General features: G+C 68.7%; 14 protein-coding genes. 9 read left to right on the top strand and 5 right to left on the bottom strand.

Annotated elements, in window-relative coordinates; all coding sequences use genetic code 11:
* Nucleotides 1–120 precede the first annotated feature (120 nt).
* The 6 genes from nudC (at nt 121) to INF26_RS05555 (ending at nt 7,678) form a co-directional block, all read left to right on the top strand.
* On the top strand, nt 121–1,020 hold the full coding sequence (gene nudC / locus INF26_RS05580) for an NAD(+) diphosphatase (RefSeq protein ID WP_193529760.1): 900 nt from the start codon (nt 121–123) through the stop codon (nt 1,018–1,020).
* Between the two features lie 520 nt (nt 1,021–1,540).
* Nucleotides 1,541–3,076 carry a 2-isopropylmalate synthase gene (locus INF26_RS05575; RefSeq protein ID WP_193529759.1) on the top strand — a complete coding sequence of 512 codons (1,536 nt, stop codon included), beginning with the start codon at nt 1,541–1,543 and terminating at the stop codon, nt 3,074–3,076.
* Between the two features lie 116 nt (nt 3,077–3,192).
* Nucleotides 3,193–4,455 carry a 3-isopropylmalate dehydratase large subunit gene (gene leuC / locus INF26_RS05570; RefSeq protein WP_193529758.1) on the top strand — a complete coding sequence of 421 codons (1,263 nt, stop codon included), beginning with the start codon at nt 3,193–3,195 and terminating at the stop codon, nt 4,453–4,455.
* A gap of 15 nt (nt 4,456–4,470) precedes the next feature.
* Nucleotides 4,471–4,977 carry a 3-isopropylmalate dehydratase small subunit gene (locus INF26_RS05565; protein ID WP_193529757.1) on the top strand — a complete coding sequence of 169 codons (507 nt, stop codon included), beginning with the start codon at nt 4,471–4,473 and terminating at the stop codon, nt 4,975–4,977.
* A gap of 2 nt (nt 4,978–4,979) precedes the next feature.
* Nucleotides 4,980–6,110 (top strand): 3-isopropylmalate dehydrogenase, encoded by a 1,131-nt coding sequence (gene leuB / locus INF26_RS05560; RefSeq protein ID WP_193529756.1) that lies wholly within the window; start codon nt 4,980–4,982, stop codon nt 6,108–6,110.
* Nucleotides 6,111–6,475: 365 nt separating this feature from the next.
* A complete protein-coding gene (locus INF26_RS05555) occupies nt 6,476–7,678 on the top strand; it encodes a MalY/PatB family protein (RefSeq protein ID WP_193529755.1) in 1,203 nt (400 codons plus the stop codon).
* 17 nt (nt 7,679–7,695) lie between these two features.
* Here the strand turns inward: INF26_RS05555 and INF26_RS05550 are convergent, their stop codons facing one another.
* The 3 genes from INF26_RS05550 to nrdD all read right to left on the bottom strand — a co-directional run bounded on the left by INF26_RS05550 (nt 7,696) and on the right by nrdD (nt 11,772).
* Complete coding sequence (locus INF26_RS05550) at nt 7,696–8,394, bottom strand: hypothetical protein (RefSeq protein ID WP_193529754.1); 699 nt, start codon at nt 8,392–8,394, stop codon at nt 7,696–7,698.
* A gap of 231 nt (nt 8,395–8,625) precedes the next feature.
* Nucleotides 8,626–9,186 (bottom strand): anaerobic ribonucleoside-triphosphate reductase activating protein, encoded by a 561-nt coding sequence (gene nrdG, locus INF26_RS05545; protein ID WP_193529753.1) that lies wholly within the window; start codon nt 9,184–9,186, stop codon nt 8,626–8,628.
* Nucleotides 9,187–9,549: 363 nt separating this feature from the next.
* Nucleotides 9,550–11,772, bottom strand: coding sequence for an anaerobic ribonucleoside-triphosphate reductase (gene nrdD / locus INF26_RS05540; RefSeq protein ID WP_193529751.1), 2,223 nt, complete (start codon nt 11,770–11,772; stop codon nt 9,550–9,552).
* A 301-nt stretch (nt 11,773–12,073) separates the two neighbouring features.
* On the opposite strand from nrdD, the gene INF26_RS05535 reads away from it, so the two are divergent.
* Together INF26_RS05535 and INF26_RS05530 are read left to right on the top strand one after the other, a co-directional pair.
* The gene (locus tag INF26_RS05535; protein ID WP_193529749.1) at nt 12,074–13,234 is read left to right on the top strand and encodes a pyridoxal phosphate-dependent aminotransferase; all 1,161 of its coding nucleotides are present in this window, start codon (nt 12,074–12,076) and stop codon (nt 13,232–13,234) included.
* Between the two features lie 10 nt (nt 13,235–13,244).
* Nucleotides 13,245–13,832, top strand: coding sequence for a nitroreductase family protein (locus INF26_RS05530; RefSeq protein WP_193529747.1), 588 nt, complete (start codon nt 13,245–13,247; stop codon nt 13,830–13,832).
* Nucleotides 13,833–14,126: 294 nt separating this feature from the next.
* Here INF26_RS05530 and INF26_RS05525 read toward each other — a convergent pair whose 3' ends face one another.
* Nucleotides 14,127–17,048 carry an insulinase family protein gene (locus INF26_RS05525; RefSeq protein ID WP_193529745.1) on the bottom strand — a complete coding sequence of 974 codons (2,922 nt, stop codon included), beginning with the start codon at nt 17,046–17,048 and terminating at the stop codon, nt 14,127–14,129.
* A gap of 92 nt (nt 17,049–17,140) precedes the next feature.
* On the opposite strand from INF26_RS05525, the gene INF26_RS05520 reads away from it, so the two are divergent.
* Nucleotides 17,141–18,046 (top strand): DMT family transporter, encoded by a 906-nt coding sequence (locus tag INF26_RS05520; protein ID WP_332307317.1) that lies wholly within the window; start codon nt 17,141–17,143, stop codon nt 18,044–18,046.
* Nucleotides 18,047–18,227: 181 nt separating this feature from the next.
* Here the strand turns inward: INF26_RS05520 and INF26_RS05515 are convergent, their stop codons facing one another.
* Nucleotides 18,228–19,310, bottom strand: a complete 1,083-nt coding sequence (locus tag INF26_RS05515) for a coiled-coil domain-containing protein (protein WP_332307316.1) — start codon at nt 19,308–19,310, stop codon at nt 18,228–18,230.
* Nucleotides 19,311–19,448: the final 138 nt, after the last annotated feature.

Below are 19,448 nucleotides of genomic sequence, written 5' to 3'. Positions count from 1 at the left end.
CGCCCCCGTGTACCGGTTTATAGTGGCCAGACCGATACACACCAACGTTTTTCTCGCTGCGAGTCCTCCGGACGGCGCGCGGGGACGTAGTATGGCAAGCGAACGAGGGAAGGGGTGCGCATGATCCAGGAGTTCGGCGACGAGCATCGCTACGACAATCACTTCGAGCCGCATCAGGCGGGCGAGAAGGACTACGTGCTGCACTTCCGCGACGGCAAGTGCCTCGCGCGCGTGACGCACGTGGGTGGCTCGGACGCGGACGCCGGCGACTCCGGCGAGGTCGTCGAGCTGCCGCGCCTGGGGGACTACCCGAGCGCCCCGGCAAAGGCGACCTATCTCTTCTCGCTCGGCGAGGACCGCTTCTTCCTGGCCTTCGACGAGGACCTTGCCGCGCCTGCGGGCTTTGGCTACGAGTCGGTGAACTGGCTGCGTCGCGCGGAGCCGCAGCACCTGCTCTTTGCCGCGGCAACGGCCTCCCAGCTCAGCCGCTGGTACCAGGACAACCGCTTCTGCGGGCGCTGCGGCCACGCCACCGAGATCGCCCCCTCGAGCCGCGAGATCGTGTGCCCGGAGTGCGCGCACATCGTCTACCCCAAGATCTGCCCGGGCATCATCTGCGCCGTCACCCGCCTGGCCGACGACCCCACGGACGACGCGATCGTGCTCACGCGCTACGCGGGCCGCACCACCGCGCTCTGGGCGCTCGTGGCCGGCTTCACCGAGATCGGCGAGCCGCTCGAGGACACCGTGCGCCGCGAGGTCATGGAGGAGGTGGGCCTCTCTGTCAAGAACCTGCGCTTCTACAAGAGCCAGCCCTGGGGCTTCACGGACACGCTGCTCGTGGGCTTCTGGTGCGAGGTCGACGGCGACCCTGCCATCACGGTCGACCGTTTCGAGCTCAAGGAGGCCCGCTGGTTCACCCGCGACGAGATCCCCCTCGAGCGCACGAACGACCGCGCGAGCCTCACCGGCGAGATGATCGAGCGCTTCCGCACGATGGGCCGCGCCGCCTGGGAGTGAGCGAGTCCTTCTCGGCCCTCGGCCCGTCTCTTTATCGCCCCTATCCGGGTATGTACAAAGTTGAAAATATGATACTCGTCCGTTTTTTGCAAAACCGCAGCTAAAACGCTTGTTAACTTGTAAATCAACATTTCAACTTCGTACACACCGGAATGGTGGGGCCGGGGAGAGGCAAGGAGCGCGCCCGGCGAGAAGAACGTCACCCCGCCGCCCGCGGCACCGTTTGTTTCAGCTGCAAAACCTTTTCCCGCACGCGGCAACGACTGTGGGAAACTCCTCACTATCGCGCCCGTCGGGGGCGCGCCTGATCACGAGGGGGTAGGGCATGGATCGTCGCGCCGCAGCTGACGCTTTCATTTCTCGGCACGCTCTGGCCCTTCTCGCCCTCAATCTGCTCTCGCTACCCGGCGCGCGCTAGGGTCCCGCTCACCTGGCGCGCGCATGAGCCTTGCCCCTCGCGGGCGAGGCGTTTTTTCTGAGCAAGCAGACTCCCGTGAAGGCCAACGAGAAAGGCACCCGCATGACCAGGAAGATCCACATCTTTGACACCACCCTGCGCGACGGCGAGCAGAGCCCCGGCGCGTCCATGAACACCGAGGAGAAGCTCGTCATCGCCCAGCAGCTCATCCGCATGGGCGTCGACGTCATCGAGGCGGGCTTCCCCATCTCCTCCCCGGGCGACTTCCGCTCCGTGCAGGAGATCGGCCGCATCGCCGGCGACGACTGCGTGGTCTGCGGCCTCACGCGCGCCGTCGAGAAGGACATCGACCGCGCGGCCGAGGCGCTGGTCACGGCCAAGCGCCCGCGCATCCACACCGGCATCGGCGTGTCGCCCTCCCACCTGCGTGACAAGCTGCGCATCACCGAGGACGAGTGCGTCGAGCGCGCTATCCACTGCGTGGAGTACGCCAAGAAGTACGTCGAGGACGTCGAGTTCTACGCCGAGGACGCCGGCCGCGCCGACCAGGCGTTCCTCGAGCGCGTGATCCAGGCCGTCGTGAAGGCCGGCGCCACCGTCGTGAACATCCCCGACACCACGGGCTACCAGCTGCCGGAGGACTTCGGCCGGCGCATCAAGGGCCTCGCGGACAACGTCATCGGCATCGAGGACGTCATCATCTCCGTGCACACCCACAACGATCTCGGCATGGCCACGGCGCTCGCCCTCCAGGGCGTCAAGAACGGCGCCCGCCAGATCGAGTGCACGATCAATGGCCTGGGCGAGCGCGCCGGCAACACCGCGCTCGAGGAGGTCGTCATGGCCATCAAGATGCACGGCGAGGAGCTGGACGCCCACACCGACATCGTGACCACCGAGCTCACCCGCGCGAGCCACCTCGTCTCCCGCATCACGGGCATGAGCGTCCAGGCCAACAAGGCCATCGTCGGCGCCAACGCCTTCGCTCACTCCTCGGGTATCCACCAGGACGGCGTCCTCAAGGCCCGCAACACCTACGAGATCATCGACCCCGCCGACGTGGGCGCGGCCGGCTCCGAGATCATCCTCTCGGCCCGCTCCGGCCACGCCGCGCTGCGCCACCGCCTGGCCGAGCTGGGCTATACCTTCGAGGACGCCGAGTTCGACGAGGTCTACCAGCGCTTCCTCGAGATCGCGGACCAGAAGAAGGAGGTCTACGACGAGGACCTCGAGTCTATGGTCCAGGAGCGCCAGCGCGACGTCGCGGCCGTCTACACGCTCGAGGCGCTGCAGGTCTCCTGCGGCGACCCGCTGATCCCCACGGCCACGGCCACAATTACCGACGAGCTGGGCGTGCGCCACGTGGTCGCCGCCACCGGCACCGGCCCCGTCGACGCCGCCTACCAGGCGATCGACAAGGTCGTGGCGGTCCACGGCGACCTCGCGGAGTTCTCCGTCAAGGCCATCACCCGCGGCATCGACGCCATCGGCGAGGTCACGGTCCGCATCACGGCCGAGGACGGTAAGGTCTACACCGGTCGCGGCGCCGACAACGACATCATCGTCTCCAGCGCCAAGGCCTACGTGAACGCCATCAACCGCATGATCCAGACCGCTCGCTCCAAGGAGGGTAAGTAGTCCCGTATCGACCTGCCGCTGGCGCGCCGCCGGGTTTCTCGCCCGGCGACTTCTGAGCGAAGCGAAGTGAGCTGGGGAGAAACCCGGGAGCGCGCCAGCCCCACGGAAGGAGAGACATGGCACGTCCCATGACCATGGCCGAGAAGATCCTCGCCGCCCACGCGGGCCTCGATGAGGTCGTTCCCGGCCAGCTCGTCGAGTGCGACCTCGACCTCGTGCTCGCCAACGACATCACGGCCCCCATCGCCATCAAGACCGTGCGCGAGATCGGCGCCGGCGTCTTCGACAAGGACAAGATCTGCCTCGTGCCCGACCACTACGCGCCCAACAAGGACATCAAGAGCGCCGAGCAGACCAAGGTCACGCGCGACTTCGCCCACGAGCACCAGATCACGCACTACTACGAGCAGGGCTGCATGGGCATCGAGCACGCGCTGCTCCCCGAGCGCGGCGTCGTGGTCCCCGGCGACCTCATGATCGGCGCGGACTCCCACACCTGCACCTACGGCGGCATCGGCGCCTTCTCCACCGGTGTGGGCTCCACCGACGCCGGCGTGGGCATGGCCACCGGCCGCGCCTGGTTCAAGGTGCCCGAGACCATCCGCATCGTCGTCGACGGCGAGCTCCCCGAGGGCGCGAGCGCCAAGGACGTCATCCTCCACGTGATCGGCAAGATCGGCGTGGACGGCGCGCTCTACTGCGCGATGGAGTTCGCGGGCTCCACGATCGAGGACCTCTCCGTCGAGGGGCGCCTCACGATCGCCAACATGGCCATCGAGGCGGGCGGCAAGGCCGGCCTCTTCGAGGTGGACGAGAAGTGCCGCGAGTACGTGCGCGCCCGAGCGAGCCGTCCCTTCGTCGAGTACCATCCGGACGCCGACGCCACCTACAAGCAGGTCATCCACATCGACGCGGCGGACATCGTGCCCTGCGTCTCCTGGCCGCACCTGCCCTCCAACACCCACCCGGTCTCCGAGAGCCGCCACATCAAGATCGACCAGGCCGTCATCGGCAGCTGCACCAACGGCCGCATCGAGGACATGCGCGCCGCGGCCGAGGTCCTGCGCGGCCGCACCGTCGCCGACGGCGTGCGCTGCATCGTGATCCCCGCGACCCAGGCCGTCTGGCTCCAGTGCGTCCACGAGGGCCTGATGGACGTCTTCATCGACGCCCACTGCGTGGTCTCCACGCCCACCTGCGGCCCGTGCCTCGGCGGCTACATGGGCATCCTCGCCGCCGGCGAGAGGTGCGTCTCCACCACCAACCGCAACTTCGTCGGTCGCATGGGCGACCCCACGTCCGAGGTCTACCTGGCGAGCCCTGCCGTCGCGGCCGCCTCCGCCGTGGCCGGCCACATCGCCCTGCCGTCGGACCTGTAGTCAGAAAGGACAGCCATGCAGTTCAAGGGAACCGTCTTCCGCTACGGGCGCGACATCGACACCGACGTCATCATCCCGGCCCGCTACCTCAACACCTCGGACCCGGCCGAGCTAGCCAAGCACTGCCTCGAGGATCTGGACGCCACCTTCGTCTCCCGCGTGAGGCCCGGCGACATCGTCGTCGCCGAGGAGAACTTCGGCTGCGGCTCCTCGCGCGAGCACGCGCCCGTGGCCATCAAGGCCGCCGGCGTCTCCTGCGTGATCGCCAAGAGCTTCGCGCGCATCTTCTACCGCAACTCGATCAACATGGGCCTGCCCATCCTCGAGTGCCCGGAGGCCGTCGACGCCATCTCCGAGGGCGACGTCGTCTCCGTTGACGCCGACACCGGCACCATCACCGACGAGACCACGGGTGCCGTCTTCCACGCGCAGCCGTTCCCGCCGTTCATCCAGGAGATCATCAACGATGGCGGCCTCGTGGCGCGCACCAAGCGCGTGATGGCCGAGAAGGGCGGTAACTAACCATGGCTTCTACGACCTATCGCGTCTGCACGCTGCCGGGTGACGGCATCGGCCCCGAGATCATCGCCGAGGGCAAGAAGGTCCTCGCGGCGCTGGGCGAGAAGTACGACGTCGAGTTCGTCTGCGAGGACCACCTGATTGGCGGCGCGGCGATCGACGCCACCGAGGCCGCCGGCGGCCCCGTCTCGGCGCTCCCGCCCGAGACGCTCGAGGCGGCGAAGGCCTCTGAAGCCGTCCTTCTCGCTGCGGTGGGCGGTCCCAAGTGGACCGACACGCGCATGGGCGCCGTCCGTCCCGAGCAGGGGCTTCTCGCCATCCGCAAGGAGCTGGGCCTCTACCTCAACCTGCGCCCGGTGCGCATGTTCGACGCGCTGATCGACGCCTCCACGCTCAAGCGCGAGGTGCTCACGGGCGTCGACCTGATCATCGTCCGCGAGCTCACGGGCGGCCTCTACTTTGGCGGCCACGAGCGCACGATGGGCGTCGAGGGCGCCGGCGTGGGCGGCACCCGCGGCGAGTACGCCCGGGACATCCTGGAGTACTCCGAGTACGAGGTCGACCGCGTAGTGCGCTGGGCCTTCGACGCGGCGCGCCGCCGCAGGGGCGTGGTGCACTCCGTGGACAAGGCCAACGTGCTCGACACCTCCCGCATGTGGCGCGAGGTCGCGCACAACATCGCCGCCGAGTACCCCGACGTGCGCCTCGAGGACATGTACGTGGACAACGCGGCGATGCAGCTCATCGCCAACCCAGCGCAGTTCGACGTGCTCGTGACCGAGAACACCTTCGGCGACATCCTCTCCGACGAGGCCTCCATGCTCACGGGCTCGCTCGGCATGCTCGCCTCCGCGAGCCTAGGCGACGGCACGGCCCTCTACGAGCCGAGCCACGGCTCCGCGCCGGACATCGCCGGCCAGGGCATCGCCAACCCGATCGCGCAGATCCTCTCGGTGGAGCTCATGCTGCGCTACAGCTTCGGCATGGACGACGCAGCCGACGAGCTGGCAGCCGCGGTCACGCGCGTGCTCGACGAGGGCTGGCGCACCGGGGACATCGCCGACGAGAGCACGCCGGCCGAGAAGGTCCTCGGCACCGCCGCGATGGGCGACAAGATCGTGGAGGCCCTGGGCTAGGCGAGACGACGCAAAGTGAGGGGCCGAGGGGGTCCGGCGCTCAGGCTGCCGCCGGCCCCCTCGGCCCCTCTCGCCCTTCGACAGCAAAACCGTCGCTCGTGCGACATTTCTTCTGCTGCCAGACCAAAACAGGCTTTCGTGCATCGCCTTTGGGACCTGTTTTGGGACCCATGACCGTTCCGGCTGAGCGTTTCCGCAGGAAAGCGCAACAAATATGGAACCATCGAGGTCCCTCGGGGGAAATTGGTGTCGCACGAGAGGCGGTTTTGGTTTCCAGAGGGGCAGAATGTTGCACGAACGACCGTTTTGCGTTGGTTGCCGGCCGCCGTTCCCCTCCGTGGCGGCCGCCCGTCGAAGGGACGCCCATGACCTACGACTTCACCACGATCCTCGACCGTGCGGGCCACGACGCGCTCGCGCTTGATGCCGTCGGCGCCCCGGGCTCGGGCTACCCGGCGCCGGACGCGGGCTTCGACCCCATCCCCATGTGGGTCGCGGACATGAGCTTCCCCGTCGCCCCCTCGATCACGCGGGCCATCCAGGAGCGCCTGCAGTATCCCACCTTCGGCTACTTCAAGCCGAGCGAGGCCTACTACCAGGCCGTCATCGACTGGCATCGCGACCGCAAGGGCGTGGCCGACCTCGAGCCGCGTCACATCGGCTACGAGAACGGCGTGCTCGGCGGCGTGGTCTCCACCCTGCATGCCTTCGCCGCACCGGGCGACCCCGTCCTCGTGCACAGCCCCACCTACGTGGGCTTCACGCACTGCCTCGAGGACAACGGCTTCCGCATCGTCCACTCTCCGCTCGTGCGCGACGAGGCGGGCGTCTGGCGCATGGACTACGAGGACATGGAGCGCCGCCTTGCGGACGAGCACATCCACGTGGCCATCTTCTGCTCGCCGCACAACCCCTGCGGCCGCGTGTGGGAGCGCTGGGAGATCGAGCGCGCCATGGAGCTCTACCGCACCTACGACTGCGTCGTCGTCTCCGACGAGATCTGGTCCGACATCGTGCGCCCCGGCGTCACGCACATCCCCACGCAGACCGTCTCCGAGGACGCGCGCATGCGCACGGTGGCACTCTACGCTCCGAGCAAGACCTTCAACCTCGCGGGGCTCATCGGCAGCTATCACGTCATCTACAGTGACTACCTGCGCGACCGTGTGACCACGCGCGGAAAGAAGACGCACTACAACAGCATGAACGTGCTCTCGCAGCATGCGCTCGTCGGCGCGTACTCGGATGAGGGGCGCGCCTGGGCGGACGAACTCAACCAGGTCATCGCCGGCAACGTCGACTGGGCCTGCGACTTCGTCGAGCGTCGTCTCCCCGGCGTGAGCGTCTTCCGCCCGCAGGGCACCTACATGCTCTTCCTGGACTGCTCGCAGTGGTGCGAGAGGAACGGGCGCACCATCGACGAGCTGCTGCGCGCCGGTCATCGCGTGGGCGTGTACTGGCAGGATGGCCGCGCCTTCCACGGCCCCTGCCACCTGCGCATGAACCTCGCGCTTCCGCTCTCCCGCGTGCAGGAGGCCTTCGGGCGCCTGGAGGACCACGTCTTCTGACGTACCGCCCGTGCCCGCTACGCGAGCGCCCCGCTGGCGAAGCTGCGGTCGATGTCGCGCTGGAACCGCTCGGTGACGCGGTTCTCGTCGTCGGGTATGCCGCGCGTGTAGGCGAGGAGCTGCGCCGCCGTCGCGACGGGTCGCCTCGACGCGAGCTCGGCCAGCTGCTCGGCTATGTAGGGGACGGCCCAGGGCTGGGGCTCCTGGGAGAGGTGCAGGGTCTTCCCGTCCGTCAGGATGCCGCCCCTGAAGGGCAGCAGCGTGAGGAGCATGAGCGACGGGATGTGGTGGACGTGCGCGTCGGCGGGGTCCTGCGACGCGCCCACCACGAAGAGACGGTCCTGGTTCATGTAGACGGCGCGGTCGGCGTTGGCGTCCACGCAGGTGAACATGTCCCGCAGGGCGTGGCGCCACGGCCGGGCGATCTCGAGCTGCCGCGGCGAGAGGTCGAGCGGGTTGTCTCGGACGAAGTCGTCGACGAGCGAGCGGTTCCTCCAGAGTGCCTCGGAGACCTGTCCGCCGTTCTCGTAGAGCATGCAGGGCGCGCCCGGGCGCTCGCGCAGCCGCTCGGGCGCGACCACGTGGAGCCGCTCGTTGGTGTAGACGAGCAGCGCGTTCATGGTCGAGTAGAAGAGGCGGGCGTCCCGGTCGCTCATGTGAGAGTAGGGTGCGCGCGCCCGGTCGAGGACGTCGCCTACGGTCTTTGCTCTGGTCATGCGCTCCTCCTTCGACGTGGTGTGAGGGAGAAGGCTATCAGGACGGGCTTCCAGTGCGCTGACGGCTGGCTTTCGGCTCGCTGCGGTCCGAGGTCAGAGGCCGGTCTCGGCCGGCTCCGTGCGGCGAGAAGTTCGCGTGCGGCAGCCTGGGGGCCGCGAGCGGCGCCCCGCCGCGCCGACGGCGGGTGGGCAGGGGCGAGAACGTGACGGAGACGCGCGCTTTTGTCGCGGCTACTCCATGGTGTGCGTTGAGAAGATCGGCTCGTCCTCCCACCAGACGACGTCGTCGCCCGGCGCCTCGAGCGTGGCGCGCACGTCGATGAGGCGCTGGTTGGAGGAGCCGCGGAAGCGCAGCGTTATGTCGTGGAGGTCCTGGACGAAGGGACCGTCCACGAGCACGTCGAGCGTGTCCAGCAGCCGGTCCGTGACGTCGCCTAGGTTCCAGGCGCCGCCGGGGGCGAGCTGGTCCCACGTGTGGCCCGAGAAGAGCCAGATCGACTTCGTCTCCCCGAAGCGCTCGCGCACGGCCTCGAGAAACCCGACGAGCCCCTGCTGGTTCTCCGGCTCCATCGGCTCGCCGCCGAGGATGGTGAGCCCGGTCACGTAGGGGACGTCCATCGAGTCCATGATCTTCTCGGCGACCTCGTCGGTGAAGGGCTCGCCCGCCTCGAAGTCCCACGCCTCCTCGTTGAAGCAGTTGGGGCAGTGCAGGCGGCACCCGGAGACGAAGAGCGTGGTGCGCACGCCCGGCCCGTTGGCGATGTCGCAGTACTTGATGTTCGCGTAGTTCATTGTCCGCCCCGTGTCCTAAAACGCAGAATCGAAAGTTACCGGTTTTCCTCGCCTTTGCATGCCGAGAAGAACGCGCAATCGTAATTATCCGTCCAAACCGCGCCTCAACGGACGCAACCCCAGACTTTTCTGTCCGCGCACCCCATCCTCACCACGCAAAATCGCCCCTTACCAGAAAACCCCGCCCCTGCGTCCTCCAGGCGAACCGCAGGGACGACACCGGGGCCCGGGCCCGCGTGCCGCACCCCGAGACGACTCGCGGCGGACCCCAGGCGATGAGGTCCGCCGCGAGTTCTTGCAGCGTTCTGTGCGGCAAGCTGTCTGAGCGCCGGACCTCATCGCCTGGGGTCCGCGCCGAAGCCGTTACAGGTGCAGCACGCGGTCCTTGATCTCCTCGGTGCGGCCCTGGTTCCAGAACTGGGTGCCGATGTAGCCGCAGGTGCGGCGCGCGACGTTCATCTTGGACTGGTCGCGGTTCCCGCAGTGCGGGCACTCCCAGACGAGCTTGCCGTCGTCCTCGACAATCTGGATCTCACCGTCGTAGCCGCACACCTGGCAGTAGTCGCTCTTGGTGTTGAGCTCGGCGTACATGATGTGGTCGTAGATGTACTGCATGACGGAGATGACGGCCTCGAGGTTGTCCTGCATGTCCGGCACCTCCACGTAGGAGATGGCCCCGCCGGGGGAGAGGCGCTGGAACTCGGACTCGAAGCGCAGCTTGGTGAAGGCGTCGATCTCCTCGGTCACGTGGACGTGGTAGCTGTTGGTGATGTAGCCCTTGTCCGTGATGCCCGGGATGATGCCAAAGCGGCGCTGGAGGCACTTGGCGAACTTGTAGGTGGTGGACTCGAGCGGCGTGCCGTAGAGCGAGTAGTCGATGTTCTCCGCGGCCTTCCACTCGGCGCACTTGTCGTTCATGCGCTGCATGACGGCGAGCGCGAACGGCGTGGCCTCCTCGTCGGTGTGGCTGTGGCCGGTCATGGCCTTGACGCACTCGTAGAGGCCCGCGTAGCCGAGCGAGATCGTGGAGTAGCCGCCGTAGAGCAGCTTGTCGATCTTCTCGCCCTTCTTGAGGCGCGCGAGGGCGCCGTACTGCCACAGGATCGGCGCGGCGTCCGAGGTGGTGCCGAGCAGGCGCTCGTGGCGGCAGCGCAGGGCGCGGTGGCAGAGCTCCAGGCGCTCGTCGAAGATCTTCCAGAACTCGTCCATGTCGTGGTGGGCGGAGAGCGCCACGTCCACGAGGTTGATGGTCACGACGCCCTGGTTGAAGCGGCCGTAGTACTTGGGCTTGCCGGGCTCCCAGTTGCCGGCGTTGGCCACGTTGTCAAAGCCGTTGCCCGAGCGGTCCGGGGTGAGGAAGGAGCGGCAGCCCATGCAGGTGTAGCAGTCGCCGTTGCCCTCGGTCTCGCCCTTGGAGAGCTTGTACTCCTTCATCTTCTTCTCGGAGATGTAGTCCGGCACCATGCGCTTGGCCGTGCACTTGGCCGCGAGCTTGGTGAGGTAGAAGTACGGGGTGCCCTCGCGGACGTTGTCCTCCTCGAGCACGTAGATGAGCTTCGGGAAGGCGGGCGTAATCCAGACGCCCTCCTCGTTCTTGACGCCCTCGTAGCGCTGCTTGAGCATCTCCTCGATGCACATGGCCAGGTCGGCCTTCTCGCGCTCGTTCTTGGCCTCGTTGAGGTACATGAAGACCGTGATGAACGGCGCCTGGCCGTTGGTGGTCATGAGGGTGACGACCTGGTACTGGATGGTCTGGACGCCGCGGGCGATCTCCTCGCGGACGCGCTTCTCGACGATCTCGGAGATCTTCTCCTCGCCGGGGTGGGCGTCGATGGCCTCCATCTCGGCCTCCACCTGACGGCGGATCTTCTGGCGCGAGACGTCGACGAACGGCGCGAGGTGCGTGAGCGAGATGGACTGGCCGCCGTACTGGCAGGAGGCCACCTGGGCGATGATCTGCGTGGCGATGTTGCAGGCGGTGGAGAAGCTGTGCGGGCGCTCGATGAGCGTGCCGGAGATCACCGTGCCGTTCTGCAGCATGTCCTCGAGGTTCACGAGGTCGCAGTTGTGCATGTGCTGGGCGAAGTAGTCCGAGTCGTGGAAGTGGATGATGCCCTCGTTGTGGGCCTCCACGACCTCGGCGGGGAGCAGCTCGCGCATCGTGAGGTCCTTGGAGACCTCGCCGGCCATGTAGTCGCGCTGGACGGAGACGACCGTGGGGTTCTTGTTGGAGTTCTCCTGCTTGACCTCCTCGTTGTTGCACTCGATGAGGGCGAGGATCTTGTCGTCGGTCGTGTTCTTGTGGCGCTTCTGGTTCTGCACGTAGCGGTAGATGATGTACTTGCGGGCGACCTCGAAGTGGTGCAGGCCCATGAGCTGGTCCTCGACGAGGTCCTGGACCTCCTCGACGGTGACGGTGTGGCCGGCCTCCATGCACTCGTCGGTGACGTTGAGGGAGGCGAACTTGATCTCGCGCTCGGTGAGGCGCTCGCTGGCGGGCACCTCGGCGTTGGCCGCGCGGATGGCGTTCTCGATCTTCGAGATGTCGAAGGCGACCTCTGAGCCGTTGCGCTTGATAATCTTCATGTCGACCTCTCCTCGTGGTGCTCGCCGCGGTCCGCGGCGGGTGCTTTTTTGCGTGCAGAGACTACTATGCCACAACGAGTTGTGGTTGAGGCCGTGAAAAGACACAACATATTGTTGAGAACCTGCTCAATGCTGTCGATAAGTCATATCCGCGCAGGTGAGGAAAATGCGTCTGGAAAAAGCATTTCTTTAACCTATGGAGGAGTCATCCGTGAACGCTCTGAAACGTCCGCGAGCGGCGCGCCGGGGGAGGCGCCCCGTTGGGCTACAGTGGGAGCGAGAAGGACGACGGGAGGGTGAGATGGAGTTCTCGAAGCGGCTGGACCTGTTCGGCGACGAGGTGTTCGCGGTGCTCAACGCACGTCGGCGCGAGCTGGAGGCGGCGGGGCGCAGGGTCTTTGACCTCTCGGTGGGGACGCCCGACTTCGAGCCGCCGGCGCACGTCATCGAGGCCCTGCGCGCGAGCGCCGCGGACCCGGGCAACTGGAAGTACTCGCTCCACGACAAGGACGAGCTCCTCGACGCCGTCTGCGCCTACTACGAGAGCCGCTACGGCGTCGCGGGGATCACGCGCGACATGGTGATGAGCTGCCGTGGCACCCAGGAGGGCCTCGTCCACGTGTGCTCGGCGCTCTGCGACCCGGGCGACGTGGCGCTCGTGCCCGACCCGTGCTACCCCGTCTTCCAGAACGCGACGCTGCTCGCCGGCGCCCGCCCCCACTACTACCGCCTCACTGCCGAGCACGGCTTCCTGCCGCATCTCGCGGACGTGAGCGACGAGGTGGCCGACGCCGCGAGGTACCTGATCGTCTCGCTTCCCGCCAACCCCGTGGGGTCGGTGGGGACGCCGGAGGTCTACGAGGAGGTCATCGCCTTCGCGCGCGAGCACGACCTCATCGTCATCCACGACAACGCCTACTCCGACATCGTCTTCGACGGGCCTGCGGGCGGCTCGTTCCTCTCGTACCCCGGGGCGCTCGACGTGGGCGTCGAGTTCCTCTCGCTCTCCAAGTCCTTCAACGTGACGGGCGCGCGCCTGTCCTTCCTCGTGGGCCGGCCGGACGTGGTGGCCGCTGCGCGAAAGCTGCGCGGCCAGATCGACTTCGGCATGTTCTACCCCGAGCAGGACGTCGCCATCGCGGCGCTCACCGGCCCGCGCGACCAGGTCGAGCGCCAGCGCAGGCTCTACCAGGAGCGCCGCGATGCCCTCTGCGACGGGCTCGAGGAGATCGGCTGGGAGCGGCCCAACGCGCACGGGTCCATGTTCGTGTGGGCGCGCATCCCGGGCGGCCGCACGGACTCGGCCGCCTTCGCGCTCGAGCTCATGGAGCGCGCCGGCGTCATCGTGACGCCGGGGTCGAGCTTCGGGCCGTCGGGCGAGGGCTACGTGCGCATGGCGCTCGTGCTGCCGCCCGCGCAGCTTCGCGAGGTCGTCGCGGCCATCGATGCCGCCGGAGTGTAGGGGGGAAGCCATGGACCAGAGGGAGTTCGTCGAGCTCGTCGCCGCCTCGCGGACGTATCGCCGCTTCGACGAGGCGCGGCCCGTCACGCGCGAGCAGCTCGAGGCGCTCGTGGGGGCCGCCCGGGTGGCGCCCTCGGCCAACAACCGGCAGCGACTCCGCTTCCACCTGAGCGTCGGACCCGAGGCCCTGCTGGTCGAGTCCCACCACCGCTGGGCGGCCCTGCTCAAGGACTGGGACGGCCCGGCCGAGGGCGAGCGGCCCACGGGCTACGTGACCATAGCCGGCCCCGAGGGCGCCCGCGCGAACGCCATGGTCAACCAGGACGCGGGGATCGCCGCCCAGACCGTCATGCTCGCCGCGCGGGCCGCCGGGCTCGTGGGCTGCATGGTCGCGAGCTTCGACGCCGAGCTCGGTCCGGCCCTCGGCCTCGCTGAGAAGGGCCTCGAGCCGCTCGTCCTCTGCGCGCTCGGCTATCCCGCGCCCGACGAGCGGGTGGTCCTCGAACCCGCCACCACCGAGCGCGGCATCACCTACTGGCGCGACGCCGACGGCGTGCACCATGTGCCCAAGCTCGCCGTGGAGGACCTGCTCGTCTAGGGGCGGGTCGGTTGCGTCTGGGAATCGCCGGGGTTCCCGCCTGCGGGCGGGCTGCCGTCCCGGATTCGGCGACGTTCCCCTCCGCCGCGGTCGTTGCGTCCCGGAATCGGCGACCTTCTCGCCCTCGGGCGCGCCTCTGTCCGGGAATCGGCGACCTTCCCCCGTCGGCGCGGCCCCGGTCCGGGGAACCTCCCGGATTCTTGGATGAGAAGAGCGGCGGGCACGGGAACTCCGGCGATTCCGGGACGAGAAGGGCGACGAACCCGAGAACCCCGGCGATTCCGGGACGGCCTGCTAGCTGAGCTCGGTCACCGAGTCGAAGTCGACGCCGCAGGCCTCGACGGCGCCGCGGCCGCCGAAGACGCAGACGCCCCGCGCCGCCCCCTCGTCGGCGAGCGCCGCGGCGAGGGCGCGCACGTCGTCGGCCGTGACGGAGAGCTCCTGGGCGCGCACCTCGTCGCGCCAGCCCGCGGGGCGGGCGCAGAATCGGGCCACGTCCTGGCGCCGGGCGAGCTGCCGGGGCTTCACGGGCGCATCGTGGGACGCGACCGTGGCAACGATGTAGCCGTCCAGCTCCGCCGGGGTGCCGTCCCAGTCGGCCAGCCACGCCGCCGCGGCGTCGTAGCGCGCGAGCGTCGCGTCGACGGACGGGTCGCGGTACGACCAGAACTGCCGGAGCCCCTCGGTCGAGCGCTTGAAGCCCACGCCGTAGGCACCGCCCTTCACGCGCACCTCGTTCCAGAGGTAGTCAAAGGAGAGGGCGCGCGTGGCGACCTGCCAGGCGCCGACGGTCCCGGCGTCCGCCGCGGAGGGGCCAAAGCCCTGTGCGACGTAGGCGACGTCGGAGGGGATGACGAAGGCCTCGCGCCGCGCACCGCGTGCCGGGATGACGAGGCGCTGGGCGACGTCGGCTGCCGGGAGGGCGAGCGTGCCCCCGCGCTCCCAGAACCGGGCGCGCTCGGACGCGGGGCCCGTGAAGCTCACGGTGACGTTCCCCGCGGTGAAGATGCGTGCGCACAGCGAGGAGAGGCGACCCGTCAGCCCGCCGGAGCGCTCGTCCCAGTGCTCAAGCAGCTCGCGCAGGAAGAGGTAGTAGTCGACGCCGCCCATGGCGCCCGAGGCGCGCGCGGCGGCCGAGAAGTACGTGCTCGTGCGGCCGAGCGCCGCCGAGTGGCCCGAGCTCACGTAGTACTGCTCGAGCGCGACGCGGCGCTGCGTCAGGATGTCGCGGACGCGGGCGAGGTCGGTGAAGTCCGTCTCGCCCCAGACCTCGTGCGGGAGGTCGCAGAGCGCGTCGGCCTTCTCGGCGAGCGCCGAGGCGCCCACCACGAGCGTGGGGGCGGCGAAGGAGAGGTCGTCGTCGCGCGTGTAGGTCTCGACGAAGAAGTCGAGCCCGCCGAGGTTCGTCTCCACGAGGGTGTCCAGCTCGGAGGCGCTGCGACGGGTCGTGGCCAGGCGGCCGAGCAGGTCGGAGAGCAGCCCGGCGTAGGGAAGGTCGTCGAACTCGAGGCAGCGCAGGTCGAAGTAGTGGTAGACGTAGTCGATCCCGTGGGTGTCGAGCTCATGACCCACGCAGGGCAGGGGAGCCTCCGCGTCCACGGGGGCCGGCTCGGCCGGCGCCGGCCCGATGTCGGAGACCCTGAGCACCGGCAGCGTCGCGAGCGCCTCCGGCGTGTCGGGCGCCTCCTGCTCCGCGCGCAGGGCGTCGACCTCGGCGCGCACGGCCTCGAGGTCCTTCTCGTCCATGCCCTCGCGCAGGCGGGCGAGCTCGGCGGCCTCCTCGTCGGCGTCGCCCCCGGCCACGGGCACGAGTTCGACCTCGGCGCAGTGGGCGCTCTCGCAGACCACCTCGCGCAGCAGCCGCTCGAAGAGCCCCTCGTCAAGGCCGCGCTTGAGCTCGGCGAGCGCGTCCTCGTAGCGGAGGTAGTCGACCGGGCGTCCGTCGTCGTAGAGCCAGCTCGACATCGACTGGATGGCGAGCGCCACGCCGTCGGGGTAGCCGCCCCAGTCGCCCTCGCGCAGGTTGAACTCCGCCTGGGCGAGCGACGCCTCGAGCTTGTCGCGGGGGATGCCGCCCTCGGCGAGCTCGGCGCAGGTGGACTCCACGAGCGCGCGGAACCTCTCGCCCGCGCCCTCGCGCAGCCCCTTGAGCGTGAACATGACCTGCGGCTGCAGGACGCCGTCGACCAGCATGGCGGAGAAGTCGTCGGCGAGGCCCGCGTCCAGGACGCGCCGCTTGAGGGGGGACTCGTTGGACCCGCAGAGGGCGTCGAGCAGGACGTCCGCGGCCAGCACGCGGGTGCGGTCGGCGGCGGTCCCGATCACGTACGAGAGGCCGATCTCGGCGTTGCCCGGCGCCGTCGCCATGCGCACCTCCGTGCGCTCGGGGTGCACGGGCGCCTGGAGTGCGAGCGGGTTGGGCGCGCCCGCACCGCGCTCGGCCGCGCCGCGCAGCGCCTCGTCCACGAGGGCGAGCTCGCGGTCCACGTCCAGGTCGCCGTAGAGGAAGACGTAGGCGTTGGACGGCGCGTAGTGACGCGCGTGATTGTCGAGGAACGCCTCGTAGGTGAGGGTGGGGATGGCGCGCGGGTTGCCGCCCGACTCGTGGCGGTAGCAGGTGTCCGGGAAGAGCGCGCGCGTGAGGGCCTGGTAGAGCACGTCGTCTGGGTCGGAGAGCGCGCCCTTCATCTCGTTTAGGACCACGCCGTTGTAGCTGAGCGCCCCGTCCTCGTCGGCCTCCAGGTGCCAGCCCTCCTGCTCGAAGATGCGCGGGCGGTGCCAGATCGCGGGGTGCAGCACGGCGTCCAGGTAGACGCCCATGAGGTTCTCGAGGTCGGCGGTGTTGGTGGAGGCCACGGGGTACATGGTCTTGTCGGGGAACGTCATGGCGTTCAGGAACGTCTGCATGCTCGTCTTGAGCAGGTTGACGAAGGGCTCCTTCACCGGGTAGCGGTCCGAGCCGCAGAGCACCGAGTGCTCCAGGATGTGGAAGACGCCGGTGTCGTCGGCCGGGGGCGTCTTGAAGCTGATCGCGAAGGCCTTGTTGACGTCCGCGCAGGCAAGCCAGAGCGCGCGGGCGCCGGTGGCCTCGTGGCGCATGACGTAGGCGCAGCCCGAGAGCTCGGGGATCGGCTCGACGGACGTGACGACGAACCCGGCATGGGCGGTGCCCACGGCGAGCTCGCCGCGCGGCTCGATGAAGTTCTTCTCGGCCATGTTCTTCTCCCTGGACGCGATTCTCACAAGGTCGAGCATAGCGCAGGCGGTCCGTGGTAGGCTATCGACCGTTGTGCGAGACAGGGGGGCGCGTGGGCGAGAAGAACGACGAGCAGAGGCGGCGCATCCGCCGCGGCATCGTGGCGACGCTGGTGGGAGGCACGTTCTGGGGCCTCAACGGCACCGTCTCGAAGTGGCTCATGGACGCCTACGCGATCGACCCGCTCTGGCTGGTCTGCCTGCGCGAGCTCACCGCCTGCTGGCTCTTCCTCGCCGCGGCGGCGATGACGGCGCGCGGGCGCGAGCAGCTCGTCGGCGTGTGGCGGAGCCCGCGCGCCCTGCTCTCCATCCTGGGCGTGAGCTTCGCCGCGATCCTCTTCTCCCAGGTCGCCTACCTCGAGGCGATCGACTGGACCAACTCCGCCACGGCGACGATCATGCAGAGCCTGGGCATGGTGCTCGTCCTGGCGTACGTGTGCCTGAGGATGCGCCGGACGCCCCGTCGGCGCGAGCTGCTGGGCGTCGCGCTCGCGCTTCTCGGCACCTACCTCGTCGCCACGGGCGGCAACCCCGGGCAGCTCAGCCTTCCGCCGGAGGGCCTGGCCTGGGGGCTCGGCTGCGCGGTCGCGGCGGCCTGCCTATCGATCCTGCCCGCCGCGCCCATGGCGCGCTGGGGCAACTTCACCGTGAACGGGCTGGCGTTCCTGTTCTCGGGGCTGGCGCTCTCGCTCGTCTACCGGCCCTGGGAGCACATGCCCGCCCTCGACGGGCTGGCCGTCGGCGTGCTCGCGCTGTGCGTTGTGGTGGGCACCTTCGGCGCCTACGCGCTCTACCTGCAGGGCGTGAAGGACGCCGGCTCCATGCGGGCGAGCCTGCTCGGCACCATCGAGCCGGTCACAGCCACCATCGCCTCGGTCGTGTGGCTCGCCACGCCCTTCTCGCCCGCGGAGATCGTGGGCTTCGTGCTGATCATCGTCATGGTGTACCTCACGGCGTAGCGCGCGGGGTGCTCGGGTTAGAAATACCGGTTCGTCCCCCTCTGACCGGCCGATCGGGTTAGAAATACCGGCTCGTCCCCCTCGGAAGGCATTCTGGGAGGGGGACGAGCCGGAATTATTAACCCAGTGGGCGAGAAGAACGGGGACGAGCTTGGTTTTAACCCGCCGTACGGCGGCCGGCCTAGATCTTGCTCATCTCAGAGGCGACCGTGGAGTACCAGTACTGCCAGTTGGGCGGGCAGTACTTCTTGGCGCCGGCGACGGTGAGGCGGCCGCCGTAGCCGATGGAGAGGCCCTGGACGTGCGCCCAGATGGCCTCCTCCCAGCTGCTCCAGCTGGAGCTGCCCCAGCCCCAGGCGTTGTGCGGCTTGAAGCAGTAGCGGCCCTGCGTGCTCTCGACCATGGAGATGGCGGGCGAGAAGCGCGGGTCGACGTTGTACTCGAAGGCGGCCTCTGCGAACGTCTTGCCCTGGCCGGAGAGCGGGGACCCGGCGAGGTAGGCGTCGATGCGCGGCGCCCACTCGGAGACGAAGGCGTCCTTGTCGGAGCCGGGGCTGACGGAGCCGGGGCCGTTGTCGTTCGAGGGGGTCTCGACCGTGGCGCTGCCACCCGACTCAGTGGTGAAGGTCTTCCCGTCCTCCTTTTTGGCGGCCTCGATGGCGGCCTTGCGCGCCGCCTCCTCGGCTGCCTGCTGCGCGGCGATCTTGGCCTCGAGCTCGTCACGGGCCGCCTTGGCCTCGTCGAGGGCGTCCTCGGCCTCCTCGCGACGCTCCTCGGCCTCCTGCATCTGCGAGTTCAGGCTGACGCGCGCGAGCTCGAGCTCGTCCTCGAGGGCGAGAAGCTCGTTGATGGCGTCGGTGTTGGACGCCTGGATGATGTCGAGGTACTGGACCGTGGAGAGGAGGTCGTAGAAGGTGTCCGCGGACAGGAGCAGGTCCACGAGCCCGCCGGACCCCTGCTGCATCTTGTAGAGGGTGCGCATGGACGCCGCCGCCTGCTCCCTCACCTCCGGCAGCTCGGCCTCGAGCTCGTCGATGCGGGCCTGGTTCTCGTCGATCTGCGCCTGGAGCTCGTCAACCTGCTCCTGCGCCTCCTTGTAGTCGGCGTTGTGCTCCTGGATCTCCTGCTGGATGGCGCTGAGATCGCTCAGGTCGTCTGCGGCCGCCGTGCTCGGACGGGCGACTACCAGGCAGAGCGCGCAGCCCAGGGCCACGATCGCCGCGACGAGGGGGTAGCCGGCCTTCCACTGTTTGGCTGACGTCACTTGGGGCAATCCTTCTGTTCGGTCACCGTTCGAATTGGTGATGCGTGCAAACAAACGGAGTCCATTTTACCGTCTGACGCCAAATCTCACCGTTCCTACACGAGTCGTTCGAATCGCGGGCACAGCGACGGCCCCGCC

Origin of the sequence: Thermophilibacter gallinarum (genome assembly GCF_014982725.1) — a bacterium.
In the GTDB taxonomy this organism is placed as follows: Bacteria; Actinomycetota; Coriobacteriia; order Coriobacteriales; family Atopobiaceae; genus Thermophilibacter; species Thermophilibacter gallinarum.
This window is presented reverse-complemented; position numbering and strand designations above follow the sequence as displayed.